The organism is Verrucosispora sp. FIM060022 (genome assembly GCF_003977705.1).
GTDB lineage: Bacteria > Actinomycetota > Actinomycetes > Mycobacteriales > Micromonosporaceae > Micromonospora > Micromonospora gifhornensis.
In genome coordinates, this window is the sequence record NZ_RQIV01000003.1 from 1 (window position 1) to 13,766 (window position 13,766).

13 protein-coding genes are annotated in these 13,766 nt (G+C 72.2%); 2 read left to right on the forward strand and 11 right to left on the reverse strand.

The features are described 5' to 3' along the window. Positions 1 to 1,444 (reverse strand): aminotransferase class I/II-fold pyridoxal phosphate-dependent enzyme (locus EG812_RS10505; protein WP_233579446.1); only part of this gene is annotated, 1,444 nt, incomplete at its 3' end. 34 nt (positions 1,445 to 1,478) lie between these two features. Here EG812_RS10505 and EG812_RS10510 point away from each other — a divergent pair. Then, entirely contained in the window at positions 1,479 to 2,720 is a 1,242-nt protein-coding gene (locus tag EG812_RS10510) for a bifunctional pyridoxamine 5'-phosphate oxidase family protein/GNAT family N-acetyltransferase (RefSeq protein ID WP_013732227.1), read from the forward strand. After that, positions 2,720 to 3,382, forward strand: a complete 663-nt coding sequence (gene leuE, locus EG812_RS10515) for a leucine efflux protein LeuE (protein WP_013732226.1) — start codon at positions 2,720 to 2,722, stop codon at positions 3,380 to 3,382. The genes EG812_RS10510 and leuE overlap by 1 nt, the downstream gene beginning before the upstream one ends. 86 nt (positions 3,383 to 3,468) lie before the next feature. Here leuE and EG812_RS10520 read toward each other — a convergent pair whose 3' ends face one another. The 10 genes from EG812_RS10520 to EG812_RS10565 form a co-directional block, all read right to left on the reverse strand. Next, on the reverse strand, positions 3,469 to 4,377 hold the full coding sequence (locus EG812_RS10520) for a sporulation protein (RefSeq protein ID WP_013732225.1): 909 nt from the start codon (positions 4,375 to 4,377) through the stop codon (positions 3,469 to 3,471). An 11-nt stretch (positions 4,378 to 4,388) separates the two neighbouring features. Then, the gene (locus EG812_RS10525) at positions 4,389 to 5,456 is read right to left on the reverse strand and encodes a hemolysin family protein (RefSeq protein ID WP_013732224.1); all 1,068 of its coding nucleotides are present in this window, start codon (positions 5,454 to 5,456) and stop codon (positions 4,389 to 4,391) included. Beyond that, on the reverse strand, positions 5,453 to 6,805 hold the full coding sequence (locus EG812_RS10530) for a hemolysin family protein (protein WP_013732223.1): 1,353 nt from the start codon (positions 6,803 to 6,805) through the stop codon (positions 5,453 to 5,455). The genes EG812_RS10525 and EG812_RS10530 overlap by 4 nt, the downstream gene beginning before the upstream one ends. 224 nt (positions 6,806 to 7,029) lie before the next feature. Further along, entirely contained in the window at positions 7,030 to 7,389 is a 360-nt protein-coding gene (gene mnhG, locus EG812_RS10535; RefSeq protein ID WP_199743859.1) for a monovalent cation/H(+) antiporter subunit G, read from the reverse strand. A 26-nt stretch (positions 7,390 to 7,415) separates the two neighbouring features. Next, on the reverse strand, positions 7,416 to 7,658 hold the full coding sequence (locus EG812_RS10540) for an MrpF/PhaF family protein (RefSeq protein ID WP_198408952.1): 243 nt from the start codon (positions 7,656 to 7,658) through the stop codon (positions 7,416 to 7,418). 17 nt (positions 7,659 to 7,675) lie between these two features. Continuing rightward, complete coding sequence (locus EG812_RS10545) at positions 7,676 to 8,272, reverse strand: Na+/H+ antiporter subunit E (RefSeq protein WP_013732220.1); 597 nt, start codon at positions 8,270 to 8,272, stop codon at positions 7,676 to 7,678. Continuing rightward, positions 8,269 to 9,771 (reverse strand): Na+/H+ antiporter subunit D, encoded by a 1,503-nt coding sequence (locus EG812_RS10550; protein ID WP_126711473.1) that lies wholly within the window; start codon positions 9,769 to 9,771, stop codon positions 8,269 to 8,271. Before EG812_RS10550 ends, EG812_RS10545 begins: the two co-directional genes overlap by 4 nt. Positions 9,772 to 9,805: 34 nt before the next feature. Then, positions 9,806 to 10,276, reverse strand: coding sequence for a Na(+)/H(+) antiporter subunit C (locus tag EG812_RS10555; RefSeq protein WP_013732218.1), 471 nt, complete (start codon positions 10,274 to 10,276; stop codon positions 9,806 to 9,808). Further along, positions 10,273 to 13,113: a Na+/H+ antiporter subunit A gene (locus tag EG812_RS10560; protein WP_013732217.1), complete on the reverse strand. Its 2,841-nt coding sequence runs from the start codon at positions 13,111 to 13,113 to the stop codon at positions 10,273 to 10,275. Before EG812_RS10560 ends, EG812_RS10555 begins: the two co-directional genes overlap by 4 nt. A 258-nt stretch (positions 13,114 to 13,371) precedes the next feature. Beyond that, the gene (locus EG812_RS10565; protein ID WP_013732216.1) at positions 13,372 to 13,731 is read right to left on the reverse strand and encodes a hypothetical protein; all 360 of its coding nucleotides are present in this window, start codon (positions 13,729 to 13,731) and stop codon (positions 13,372 to 13,374) included. Positions 13,732 to 13,766 lie beyond the last annotated feature (35 nt).

Consider the following 13,766-nt stretch of genomic DNA (forward strand, 5'->3'; position numbering starts at 1 on the left):
GGGGGGGGGGGGGGGGGGGGGGGGGGGGGGGGGGGGGGGGGGGGGGGGGGGGGGGGGGGGGGGGGGGGGTGGGGGGGGGGGGGGGGGGGGGGGGGGGGGTGGGGGGGGGGGGGGGGGGGGGGGTGGGGGGGGGGTGGGCGGCTTGGGTGAGGGTGTGGGTTAGGGGGTGGAGGTCCGGCTCGGTGAGCGGGCTGACGGTGAGGCGTAGGGCGGGTGGGCTGGCGATGCGGAAGAGAGCGCCGGGGGCGGCTAGCCAGCCGGCGTCGCGCAGCATGGTGGAGGCGACGGTTTCGTCGGTCACCGGCACCCACACGTTGAGTCCGCTGCGGCCGTGTGCGGTCAGGCCACGTTCGGCGAGGGCGTCGACGAGTCCGCGGCGGCGGCGTTCGTAGCTGTCGGCGGCCCGTTCGATCAGGGCGGTCACCGCCGGGTCGCGCCAGAGGGACAGCACCAGCCGCTGCGCCACGGTGGAGACCCAGCCGGTGCCGACCCGGGTACGGCCGGCCACCCGGGCCACCGTCGTCTCGTCTCCGGCCAGCACGGCCAGACGCAGGTCGGGGCCGAAGGGTTTGCTCACCGAGCGGACGAAGGCCCAGTGGGCGGTCGCCCCGGCGAGCGGGTGCAGCGGTACGCGGGCCAGTTCGGCGGCGTGGTCGTCCTCGATCAGCAGGACGTCGGCGCGGCCGGCGAGCAGGGCACGCAGGGCGGCGGCGCGGTCGGCGGAGACGGCGGCGCCGGTGGGGTTCTGGGCACGACTGGTCACGATGAGCGCCCGGGCACCGGCCGCGAGCGCGGCGGCGACGCCCGCGACCAGTGGGCCGTCGTCGTCGAGTGGTACGCCGATGGGGCGCAGGCCGAGGGCGGCGATGAGGTCGAGTTGGTTGGCCCAGCCGGGATCCTCCACCGCGACGGCGTCACCGGGGCGCAGGTGGGCTGCGAGGAGTCGTTCGATGCCGTCGAGCGCGCCGCTGCTGAGGGTCAGTTCGGTGGCGGGTACGCCGTCGGCGGCGAGTCGCTGGCGGGCCGCCTCGGCGAACTCGGGCAGCGTGCCGGCGTCGGAGTAGCTGATCGCCGGGCCGATGGTGTCGGCGAGCGCGGCGAGGTGGGGGCCGAGCGGCGGCAGCAGCCGCGCGTCGGGTTCGCCTTTGGACAGGTCGCGCAGCCCGGCGGCGGATGGGGGGCGTAGTGCGGCCCGGCGGGCGGCCACCGGTGGGCGGGGGCGGACCCGGGTGCCGTGCCGGCCGGCGGTGACGATGAGTCCGCGTTGGCGCAGTTCGGCGTAGGCGCGGGAGACGGTGGCCGGGCTGACGGCCAGGTCGGCGGCGAGGGCGCGTACCGGTGGTAGCGGGTCGCCGGGGGCGAGGGCGGCGTCGCGGATGCCGGACTCGATGCTTGCGGAAATCTCGGCGGCTGTCGCACCGCTCACCTGATATCGTGCTGACACAAATTCAGCATTGTACTAGAACAAAGGTGGGAGCATGTACGCGCCGACCGCCCGCACCACCGCCAGTCGCTCCCGGGAGCGGATGAGTTACGACCGCGCCGCCGCCCACGCCGTCCTCGACGAGGCGTACCACTGTGCCCTCGCGTTCACTGTGGACGGTGAGCCTCGGGTGCTGCCCACCCTGCACGTACGCCTCGGTGACACGCTCTACCTGCACGGCTCCACCGGCAGCCGGCCGCTGCTGGCCGCCCGCGGTGACGGGCTGCCGGTCTGCGTGGCGGTCACCCTGCTCGACGCCCTGGTCTACGCCCGCTCGCAGGTCCACCACAGCGCCAACTACCGCTCGGTCATCGCGCACGGCACGGCCCGACTGGTCACCGACGCCGCCGAGAAGGCCGAGGTGCTGACCGCCCTGGTCGACAAGGTCGGTGCCGGTCGCGCGGCGGACAGCCGACCGCCGAACCGGCGGGAACTGGCCGAGACCGCCGTGCTGGCGTTGCCGTTGACCGAGGTCTCGGTACGCTCCCGTGCCGGTGGCGTCATCGAGGAGCCGGCTGACCACGCGCTGCCGCACTGGGCCGGGGTGGTCCCGTTGCGGTTGACCGCGGGCCTGCCCGAGCCGGACGTCGGGGTCACCACGCCCGTGCCGGCCTACCTGCGACCGACCCGCACGCCGTGGCACGAGCCCGTGGTGCTGCGCGGCGAACACGTGCTGCTGGAGCCGCTGGACCTGAGCCACACCGAGGGCCTGTTCGCCGCGACCGCCGATCCGCAGGTGTGGCAGCATCTCGGGTTCCCCCGGCCGGCCGCCGCCGACGAGTTGGCCGCCCACGTCGGCGCCTACCTGGCCGCCTGGCAGCGCGGTGAACAGGTGCCGTGGGTGCAGCGCTGCGCGGTGACCGGTGCGGTGGTCGGCACCACCTCGTACTACGAGATCGACCCCGACCGGCGGTCGGTGGCGATCGGGCACACCTTCCTCGGTCGGCCCTGGTGGCGTACCGGAGTCAACACCGAGGCCAAGCTGCTGCTGTTGGAGCGGGCCTTCGGCGACCTGGAGGCGGTGCGGGTGGTCTGGCACACCGACATCCGCAACGAACGTTCCCAGCGGGCCATTGAGCGGCTCGGGGCCACCCGCGAGGGCGTGCTGCGCAAGCACCGGCTGCGCCCGGACGGCTCGTGGCGGGACACCGTCCAGTATTCGATGACCGTCGAAGAGTGGCCGAATGCACAGGTCAGGCTGCGGGAAAGGCTTCGCGCGAAGGCACCTTCGGCCTGATGATGTCCAGCGTGCTGGGGATCACCGACATCTGGACGTACGTGCTGGGCACCGTGGCCATCGTGCTGCTGCCCGGGCCCAACTCGCTGTTCGTGCTCTCCACCGCCGCACGACGCGGGGTGGGTGTCGGTTACCGGGCCGCGGGCGGCGTCTTCGTCGGCGACGGGGTGCTGATGTTCCTCTCCGCGGCCGGGGTGGCGTCGCTGCTCAAGGCGTACCCGCCGGTCTTCCTCGTGATCAAGTACGCGGGTGCGGCGTACCTGGGCTATGTCGGGTTGACCATGCTGCGCGCGGCCTGGCGGCGCTGGCGGGACCGCAACGATCCCACCACCCCGCGGCTGATCGACGCCGCGCAGCCGGCGGAGATGCGCAGCCCGTTCCGCAAGGCGCTGGTGATCAGCCTGCTCAACCCGAAGGCGATCCTGTTCTTCGTCTCGTTCTTCATCCAGTTCGTCGACCCGACCTACCCCTGGCCGGCGTTGTCGTTCCTGCTGCTCGGCCTGATCGCCCAGGTGACCAGCGCGCTCTACCTGACCGCGTTGATCTTCGCGGGCACCTTCCTGGCCGCCCAGTTCCGCCAACGCCGCCGGCTCTCCGCCGGCGCGACCACCGCCGTCGGCGCGCTCTTCCTCGGCTTCGGCGTCAAGCTCGCCCAGGGCTGAGGTGCAAGGAAGGGCCCCTTGTTAACGCCTGAGGTAGTGAAAGGGCCCCCTGTTAACACCTCGGCTCCGGCGCGCGGGCGGATGGGTCAGGTGCCGTCGCCGCCGGTGCCGGCACCACCGGCCGTGCCGCCGAGGCCGTAGCCGGGCGGAATCGGCTGGTCGGGCGGGCGGCTGACATGCGCGGACTCGCTGATGTTCGCCGACCAGTCGGCGTGCGCCGCGGCGGCGGCGTGCCGGTTGATCGTCTCGCGTAGCCAACCGTCGACCGTGGCGGTCCAGTCCCGCTTGTCGGCGTCGACGTGCCAGCTCCGGAACCGGCTGATGCTGGTGTGGGTGATGCCCGCCAGCGCCAGCCGACGGTCGCACCAGAAGATCACCTCAAGGCCGGCGGAGTTGGTCACGAAGATCACCTCCAGCTCGGTGATCGGCCCGGCGTAGAGCGGGCCGACCCAGAACCCCCACCGCTGGTGCAGGGACAGGGTCTGCTCCACCCCGGGCAGCCGGCCGTCGATCAGACCGGACTGCCGCGCGCTGAAGCCGAGGGTGTCCAGCGCGCCGAGGATGTGCTGCTGGGTGGGGAGCGGGTGGACGAAGATCGGCACCATCGCGCCCTGGTCCAGCGCCGGTTCGATGGCCACCTCGGTACGCAGCCCCATCCGCAGGCTGAGCAGCGGTACGCCGCCGAGCGTGGTCACCGGGGTCTCCCAGGGCAGCGGGAACTCGAACGGGATCGACCGGGCCCGCCCCGCCCGTAGGACCAGAGCGTCGGACACCTGCGCCTGGTGGAACTGCACCAGGCGGCGGGGTGCCTCCGGGTCGTCCGGCTCGACCGTGCTGACCAGGCCGAGCCGGACATGGTAGACCGGCACGTCGACGGAACCGGCGATCAGGTTCACCCGCCCCGGCAGCCGTAGGCCGGGGCGGGTGCTCGGATTGGCCAACGCGGTCTGCACCGTCAGGCCCGTACCGCCCGGTGACACCCCCGTCAGCCGCATCCGCGTCGCTCCTACCTCAGCCGGCGTACCGCGCGGGGGATCGGGTCGGTTTCGTCGTCGAACTCACCGATGACCTCCTCCAGCAGGTCCTCCAGGGCGACGAAGCCGACCGGTCGGGTCGGACCGGCGCCGTTGCGGACCATGGCCAGCTGGGACTGGCGGGCCCGCATCACGGCCACCGCCTCGGTCACCGTCGCCGAGTCGGGCAGGGTGATCGCGTCGTTCATCAGATCCGCCGCGGTGGCATCGGGCCGCACGGCGGCGGCACGTACCGCCTCCCGTACGTGCACCAGACCGCAGACGTCACCGGCGGCGTCCAGCACCGCCAACCGCGACCGGCCGCTGTCCCGGCTGACCTGTTCGATCCGCTCGACCGGGTCGTCGCGGCGGACCGTCACCATCCGGTCGAACGGCTCCATCACCTGGGCCACCGTGGTGCCCTGCAGCTCCAGCATGCTGGTCAGCAGCTCGTGCTGGGCGGCACCGAGCAGGCCGTGCTCGCGGGACTGCTCCAGCAGCATCCGCAGCTCGTCCGGGCCGTGCACCTGCGCCAACTGGTCCTGCGGGTTGACCTTCGCCAGCCGCAGCATCGCGTTGGCCACCGCGTTGAGGGCCGACAGCACCGGCCGGGCCACCCGGGCGAAGGCCCGGAACGGCAGGGCCAGCAGCAGCGCGGAGCGCTCCGGGTGGGTGATCGCCCAGGACTTCGGCGCCATCTCGCCGACCACCAGGTGCAGGAAGGTGACCAGGCTCAGCGCGAAGATCAGCGCGATCACGTGGCTGGCGCCGGAGGGCAGGCCGACGGCATGCAGCAGCGGCCCGACCAGTCGTTCGATCGCCGGCTCGGCCAGGGCACCGAGGCCCAGCGTGCACAGGGTGATGCCCAGTTGCGCGCCGGCCAGCATCAGCGACAGCTCGCGTACGCCGTCGAGGGCGGCCTTGGCCGCCCGGCCACCGCCGACGGCCGCCTGTTCCAGGCGGTACCGCTTGCTCGCCACCAGGGCGAACTCGGCGGCGACGAAGAACCCGTTGAGGGCGAGCAGGATCACCGAGGTGATCAGCGCGAATCCGGTGCTCACGCGGTCACCTCCTCACGCCCGCCGGCCAACTGCAGGCGGACCGAGTCGGCCACGTGCCGGTCGACCGCGAGCACCTCGACCAGGGCTCGCGGGGAGACCTCGGCGTTGTCACCGTCGGCAGGCAGGTCGATCTCCAATCGGTCCCCGACCTCGGGCACCCGGCCCAGCTCGCGCATGACCAGACCGGAGAGGGTGTCGTACTCGGGATGTTCGGGCAGCGAGATGCCGGTGCTGTCGGCGACCTCGTCGATGCGCCAGCGCGCCGGCACCACCCAGGAGCCGTCGTCCTGCCGGGCCGGGGCCCGCTCCGGCGGGTCGTCCTCGTCGCGGATCGGGCCGACCAGTTCCTCGGCGATGTCCTCCAGCGTGATCACGCCGGCGAAGCCGCCGTACTCGTCGACCACGCAGGCCAGCTGACGGTGCCCGGAGCGCAGCCGGTCCAGGACCGTCGGCAGCGGCAGCGTCTCGGGCACCAGCAACGGTGGTACGGCCACCTCGCTGATCGGGGTGGTGGCGCGCTGCGCCGGAGGCACCCGGAGCACGTCGGAGATGCCGACCACACCGACCAGGTCGTCCACGCCCTCGGCACCGCGTACCGGGAAGCGGGACCGGCCGGTGTCGAGCAGTTCGACCACCCGGCTGATCGTCTCGTCGGCGCGTACGGTGTGCACGTCGACCCGGGGCACCATGACCTCACCGGCGGTCAGCTCGCGGAAGTCGAGCCCTCGATCGAGCAGCTCGGACATCTCGGCGTCGAGGTGCCCTTCCAGGCGGGACTCGGCGATGATCTGTTCCAGGTCCTCCGGGGTGGCGCCGCTGGGCAACTCCTCGATCGGCTCGATGCCGACCCGTCGCAGCAGCCGCACCGCGGCCCGGTCGAACAGCTTGATCAACGGGCCGGCGATCGCCATGTAGAACAGGGTGGACCGGGACAGGGCCCGGGCGACCGGCTCGGGGCGGGCGATGGCCAGGTTCTTCGGGGCCAGCTCGCCCACCACCATCTGCACCACGGTGGCGATGACCAGAGCCAGCACGACGGACAGCGGCAGCGTGACGCCGGAGGAGACGCCGGCCACGCCGAGCAGTTCGGCCAGTCCGGCGCCGAGGTACGGCTCGGCCACGTAACCGACGAGCAGGGCGGTGACGGTGATGCCGAGCTGGGCGCCGGAGAGCATGAACGACAGCCGCGCGGTCACCTCCAGGGCCCGGGCGGATGCCTGGTCGCCCTCGGCGGCGCGCTGCTTGAGCTTGCCCCGGTCGACGGCGACGTAGCCGAATTCCTGCGCGACGAAGTAACCCGTCGCGACGGTCAGAACGATGATCAGGAGAAGACCGACGAGGATCAACACGGGAAGCTCAGGGCTCCCGGGGTCGTCGGGTCATGTGGATGCCGGGGCTTACCCGGCTGGCTACTGCTGCCCTCCTGGGCAGAAGAGTCGATCATGCGGTCATTCTACCGGCCCGGCCGCCCCCGTCGTGTGGGCTGGGCGGCCCGTGCCTCCGGGATGTGAGATGTCCGCCGGCCCGAGCGTCACCGGGACACCGCGGTCATCAGCAGACCCATCCGTCACCGTCAGCGGTCGGCCAGTTCGTCGGCGTCGAGCAGGCCCCGATCGAAGCGCCCGGTGCGGTAGGCGGCCCGACCGATCATCTGGGCGGCAACCGGGGCGGTGGCCAACTGGAAGACGCCCACCAGCGCGACCATGCCGAGGTCGGAGAGGGTACGCAGCCGCAGCACCAGCCCGAGCAGCAGCAACAGCACGCCCAGCACCTGTGGCTTCGTGGCGGCGTGCATCCGGCTCAGCGTGTCGGGGAACCGCAGCACCCCGATGGCGGCGGCCAGGCTCAGCAACGCCCCGGCGACCAGGCTGACGGCACCGAGCCAGTCCGCCACGTCGGTCACGGTGAGGGCCCAGTCCACGGCGGGCGGCATCCCGCCCGGCCCGGCGGCGGGCGGCGTCACGACTGCTCCCGAACGGCGAAGCGCACCAGGGAGACCGAGCCGACGAAGCCGAGCAGGGCGAGCACCACCAGTACGGGCAGCGTGCTGGCGTGCCGGTTGAGCGCCGCCTCGGCGCCCACCGCGCCGACCATCGTGGCGAGCAGCATGTCGGCGGCGACCACCCGGTCGAGCAACGACGGCCCCCGGTAGAGCCGGACGAGGGCGAGCAGCGCGGCCATGGAGAGCAGGCCGGCGATCATCAGGCCGAGGAGGAAGGTCACGACAACTCCTTGTCGACGGGTACGGAGAGCACCTGACGCAATTCGGCGTTCGAGCCGACCGCGGCGACGATCCGCCGCTCCACGACGCGGACCTGCCGACGGGCGGCGACGAGATCCGCCGGGCCGTGCACGTCGAGCACGTGCACGTAGAGAACCGCGGCCTGCCGATCCGTCTCCACGATCAGGGTGCCGGGGACGAGCGACAGCACCTCGGCGGTGAGCGCCAGGTTGAGATCGGTGGGCACCCGCAGTCGGACCGCCACGATGGCCGAGCGCGGGACGTAGCCGGGCTGCACCGCGATCCGGGCCACGTGCAGGCTGGCCCGGATCAGTTCGCCGACGAACCGCACCGTGAACACCAGCAGCCCGCGCAGCCGCAGTCGACCGTCGAAGGTCACCGGCGGCAGCGGGAAGAACAGCACCACCGCCGCGGCCACCAGCATCCCACCCAGCAGATTCGCCCAGCTGAAGTCGCCCCAGAACAGGTTCCAGGCCACCACCAGCCAGCCCACCGCCAACGCCCGGTCGCGTCGACGTCCCAGCCGGGAACGCACACCCTGCGCGGGCGTCGCGTCCGGCTCCGGCCGGGTCACGGCGGCCCGCCCGGCAGGACGGCATGGATGTACGGGGTTCGTTCCCGCAGGTCGACCGCTGCGCCCGTGGTCACGTCGAACAGGGGGCCGGCCGCCACGGTCAGGGCCACGCCGAGGACCACCAGGGCCGCGGTGGCCCCGACCGTCAACATGGGCAGCGGTGCGCTCGAGTTGACTGTCACGCAGGGCACCCGCCAGAACGCCATGCTCCACGCCCGGCTGGCCACGTAGAGGGTGAGCAGGCTGGTCACCGTGCCGACCGCCACGAGCGTCCAGGGCAACGCTCCGCCGACGGCCGCGCCGGCCTGGAGCAGGCCGAGTTTGCCGAGGAACCCGGAGAACGGTGGGATGCCGGCGAGGTTCATGGCCGAGACGAAGAAGAGCAGTCCGAGCAGGGGCGCGACCCGGGCCAGCCCGCCGAGGCGGCGCAGGTCGGTGCTGCCGGTGCGTTGCTCGACCAGGCCGGCGACCAGGAACAGGGTGGTCTGGATGGTGATGTGGTGGACCACGTAGAAGATCGCGCCGACCAGGCCGGCCACCGTGCTGAGCCCGACTCCGAAGATCATGTAGCCGATGTGGCTGACCAGGGTGAACGAGAACAGCCGCTTCATGTCCGACTGGGCCACCGCGCCCAGGATGCCGACCAGCATGGTCAACCCGGCCACCACCAGCAGCAACGTGCCGGCCTGCCCGCCGGGGAAGAGCAGCGTCTGGGTCCGGATGATCGCATACACGCCGACCTTGGTGAGCAGGCCGGCGAAGACGGCGGTGACCGGGGCCGGGGCGGTCGGGTAGCTGTCGGGCAGCCAGGCCGACAGCGGGAAGACCGCCGCCTTGATGCCGAAGGCCAGCAGCAGCATCAGTTGCAGGCTCAGCCGGACCTCGTCGGGCAGGGCGTCCAGTCGGGCGGCGAGGTGGGCCAGGTTGAGGGTGCCGGTCGCCGCGTACACCAGGCCCACCGAGATCAGGAAGATCATCGAGGCCAGCACGTTGACGACCACGTAGGTGGAGCCGGTACGGATGCGCAGCCGGGTGCCGTTGAGGGTGATCAGGACGAAGCTCGCGGCGAGCAGCATCTCGAAGCCGACGTACAGGTTGAACAGGTCACCGGCGAGGAACGCGTTGGTCACGCCGGCGGTCAGCACCAGGTAGGTGGGGTGGAAGATGGCCAGCGGCGCGCTCTCGCCGGTCTCCCCCTGACCCTGGCCGATCGAGTAGAGCAGCACGCAGAGGGTCACCGCCGAGGAGACCACCAGCATCAGCGCGGCCAGTTGGTCGGCGACCAGCACGATGCCGACCGGTGCGGGCCAGGCGCCGATCTGGACGACAAGTGGCCCGTGCTGGTAGGCCCGCATCAGCAGCAGCACCGACACCAGCAGGGTGGCGCTCAGGCAGCCGACGCTCACCATCCGCTGCGGCAGGGGCCGATTCGCCAGCAGCAGCGTCAGTGCCGCGCCCAGCAACGGCAGCAGCACCGGCAGCGGTACGAGCGCGCTCATCGTCCGCTCCGGCCGGGCTTCGACGCGTACCGGATCATCCCGGCCCCTCCCCGCGCCGCCGCCCGGGTGCGGGCGCGTCGAGTTGTTCGGGGTCGAGTTCCGGTGGCTCCTCACCGAAGTCGACGGTCGAGACCTCCTTGCGCGCGGCGCGTTGCTTGATCCGCTGGTCCTCGATGTCGTCGGGCACCTCGTCGTCGCCGTCCAGGTACCAACTGCGGTAGCTGATGGCCAGCAGGAAGGCGGTGAAGCCGAAGGTGATCACGATGGCGGTGAGCACCATGGCCTGCGGCAGCGCATCGCTCATCGCCGCCGGGTCGGTGACCCCGGCCACCGGCGCCCCGCCGGGCCGTCCGCCGAAGATGATCAGCAGGTTGATCCCGTTGCTGATCAGGATGACGCCGAGCAGGACCCGGCTCAGGCTGCGTTCCAGCAGCAGGGTCACGCCGCACCCCACGAGGATCCCGATCGCGAGGAAGGACACCAGGTTCGCACCGGTACCGGTCACCTGCGCCGCCCTCTCCCACGTTCGACGGCGAGCACCCCGGGCCGCCCGCCCGAGGATTCGATGTTCCGGTCGACCTCGGCACCGAGACTGCGCAGCACGTCCAACGCCAACCCGATCACCACCAGGTAGACACCGACGTCGAAGAAGAGCGAGGTGACCAGGTAGAAGTCGCCGACCAGCGGCAACCAGAAGTCGATCTTGGCGCTCTCCAGCGCCTCGCCACCGGCGAACATGCTGGCCAACGCACCGCCGACCGCCACCGCCAACCCGGCCCCGAGCACGGTGCCGGCGTTGACCGGCGCGGCCTCGGCCAGTTCGTACCGACCACCGGCGAGGTACCGCATGGTCAGCGCCAGGCTGGCGACCAGCCCGCCGGAGAAGCCGCCGCCGGGCGCGTTGTGGCCGGAGAACAGCAGGTAGAACGAGAACAACACGGCGGTGTGGAAGATCAACCGGGTGACCACTTCCAGCACCAGGGAACGGTTGCGCTCGTGCAGGGTGGCACCGCCACGCAGCCAGACCGGTCGACCGGCGAGGACCTCGCCCCGGTCGACGTCCAGTCGACGTGGCCGGGGGCCGGTGCGGGACCGTTGGAAGACCAGGCTGGCCACCCCGGTCGCGGCGACCACCAGGACCGACAACTCACCCAGGGTGTCCCAGGCGCGGATGTCGACGAGCGTCACGTTCACCACGTTGCGGCCGTGTCCCTGCTCGACGGCGAGCTGGGGGAAGTCCTCCGAGATGCTGCGCGCGTGCCGGGCGGTTGCGGCGGCGACGGCGAGGCCGGCCACGGTCAGCCCCACGATCGCCCCGATCCCCCGTCGGAGCCAACGGCTGCTCCACAGCGGACGCACCGAGAACCGTTTCGGCAGGCGGCGCAGCACCAGCACGAAGACCGCGATCGTCACGGTCTCCACCAGGAACTGGGTCAGCGCGAGATCGGGAGCGCCGTACAGCACGAAGAACATCGCGGTGCCGTAGCCGGTCATGCCGACCAGCAGCATCGCGGTCATCCGGCGACGGGCGCCCACGGCGAGGAGCGCCGCCACGCTGATCACCACAAGCACCACCGGCTGGGCCGGCGTCAGCCACAGCGCGATCGGGTACTGCCACGGCTGGATGTACAGCAGCACACCACCGGGCACGGCGGCCAGCACCAGCAGGATCAGACCGAGGTACTGCGGCAGCGAACCCCGCTGGGTGACGCTTGTGACGTCCACCGCGACCCGGTCGAAGCGGTGGGTGACCCACTCGTACCCCTGCTGACCGGTGACCGGCGCGCGTACCCGCGCCAGCGCGGGGGCCAGCGGACGGCGCAACCAGAACACCACCGCGCCGCCGGCCAGGACCAGCACCGACAGTCCGAGCGCCAGGTTGAGGCCCGACCAGATCGCCAGGTGCGCGTGCACGGGCCCGAAACTCTCGGCGTACGGCCGCAGCAGGTGGTCGACCGGGCCGGCGGCCAACCCGGCGGCGAGCCCGACGAGGGCCAGTCCGGCCGGCGGCAGCAGCATCGTCGGCGGGATCCGCCCCAGCCTGGTCGGCGCGATCCCCGGGCGGCTGCCGAAGGCGCCCCAGAGGAACCGGAGGCTGTAGGCGACGGTGAGCACGGTGCCGACGACCAGCACCGCCAACACCACCGGTCGGTCGGTGAACGCGGCGAACACCGCCTCCTTGGCCACGAACCCGAGCAACGGCGGCACGCCGGCCATGGAGGCGGCGGCGAGCACGGCGACGCCGGCCAGCACCGGTGCGGCGCGTCCCAGCCCGGAGAGTTTGCGCAGGTCCCGGGTGCCGGCACCGTGGTCGATCACGCCGACCACGAGGAACAGCGTCGCCTTGAACAGCGCGTGCGCGGCCAGCATCGCCACGCCGGCCAGCGCGGCGTCCGCGGTGCCGACGCCGATCGTCACCGCCAGCAGGCCGAGTTGACTGACCGTGCCGTAGGCGAGCAGCAGCTTCAGATCGTGCTGCCGCAGCGCCGCCCAGCCGCCGATCACCATGGTGGCCAGCCCGGCGACCAGCACCACCGGTCGCCACGGCGCGGCCCCGGCCAGCACCGGGGCGAGCAGGCCGAGCAGATAGACGCCGGCCTTCACCATCGCCGCGGCGTGCAGGTACGCGCTCACCGGTGTCGGCGCCGCCATCGCCACCGGCAGCCACGAGGTGAACGGCAGCAGCGCCGACTTGGACAACGCGCCGAGCAGGATCAGCAGCACCGCAACCACCAGGTACGTGCCCTCGGGCAACGGGCGCGCGGCGATCTCCGACCAACGGTAGGTGCCGGCGTGGTGGCCGAGCATGATGAACCCGACAAGCATGGCCAGGCCACCGAGCGTGGTCAGGATCAACGCCTGACCCGCCGCCCAGCGGGCCGAACGCCGCTCGGCGCTGTGCCCGATCAGCAGGTACGACAGGACGGTGGTCAGTTCCCAGCAGACGTAGAGCAGGAGCAGGTCGTCGGCGAGGACGAGCCCGAGCATCGCCCCGGCGAAGCCGACCATGACGGCGGCGTACTGGGCCGTGCCGACGGCGTCCGCCGGCAGGTAGCGCGCGCTGTAGACCAGCACCACCGCGCCGACACCGCCGACCAGCAGCGTCATCAGCCAGGACAGGGTGGTCATCCGCAGCGCCAGGTCCAACCCCAACTGCGAGATCCACGGGTACGTCTCGACCACCGCGCCGCCGTGCGCCACGTCCGGCGTACGCACCAACGCCCACCCGAACGCGGCGGCGGGTGCCAGGGCCAGCGGGTAGCAGGCACGCGGTCCCCACCGACGCACCAGTAGCGGCGCCACGATGGCTGCCGTCAGGTGCAGGGTCAGCAGTACGAGCACGCGCGCTCCCGTCGAGGTGGGGCAGCGGCGCCCTTTTCGCGTGCTGGCGCCTAAGAGGGATCAGACGATAGTTTCACCGCAAGCCAGGCGACTTTGGCGAAAAAGCCCCATATCTGATGCACCTTGCCGCAATGGCATGACGGTCCTCGGCCAGCCGTGCCACCGCCGCTTCGGTGGCACGACGGCGGCTGCGCGTCGGACGCGGTGCGGGTGCTGCGCGTCGGACGCGGTGCGCTGGTGGTGGCCGGTGGCGCGCGGTCAGCTGTGCGAGGGCCGCGCCGGGTCGCGCGCGGGCTCCACCATCAGATCCGGCCGGCCGATGCGCCGCGCCGCCTCGTTCACCAGCCGCTGGGTGGCGGTCAGGGAGCGGACGGAGAGCAGTCGGCCCCGACTCTCCCGACGCAGCACGAAGTAGTGCACGGCAACCCGCACCTGTGCCCTGTCGGCGGCGCTGGCCTGTGCGGTGACGACGACCAACTCCCGCAGGCAGCTGGCGAGCCGTTCGGCCAACTCAAGGTCGGGGCCACGCAGCCCGGCACGCAGAGCGACGACCCGACTGTCGACCTTGCGGATCAGAACGTCGGTGCCGGATCCTGGGCCCCGCTGCTCGACGGCCATCCGACCTCCTCCCCGCTCATCACGCCGCGGGTGAA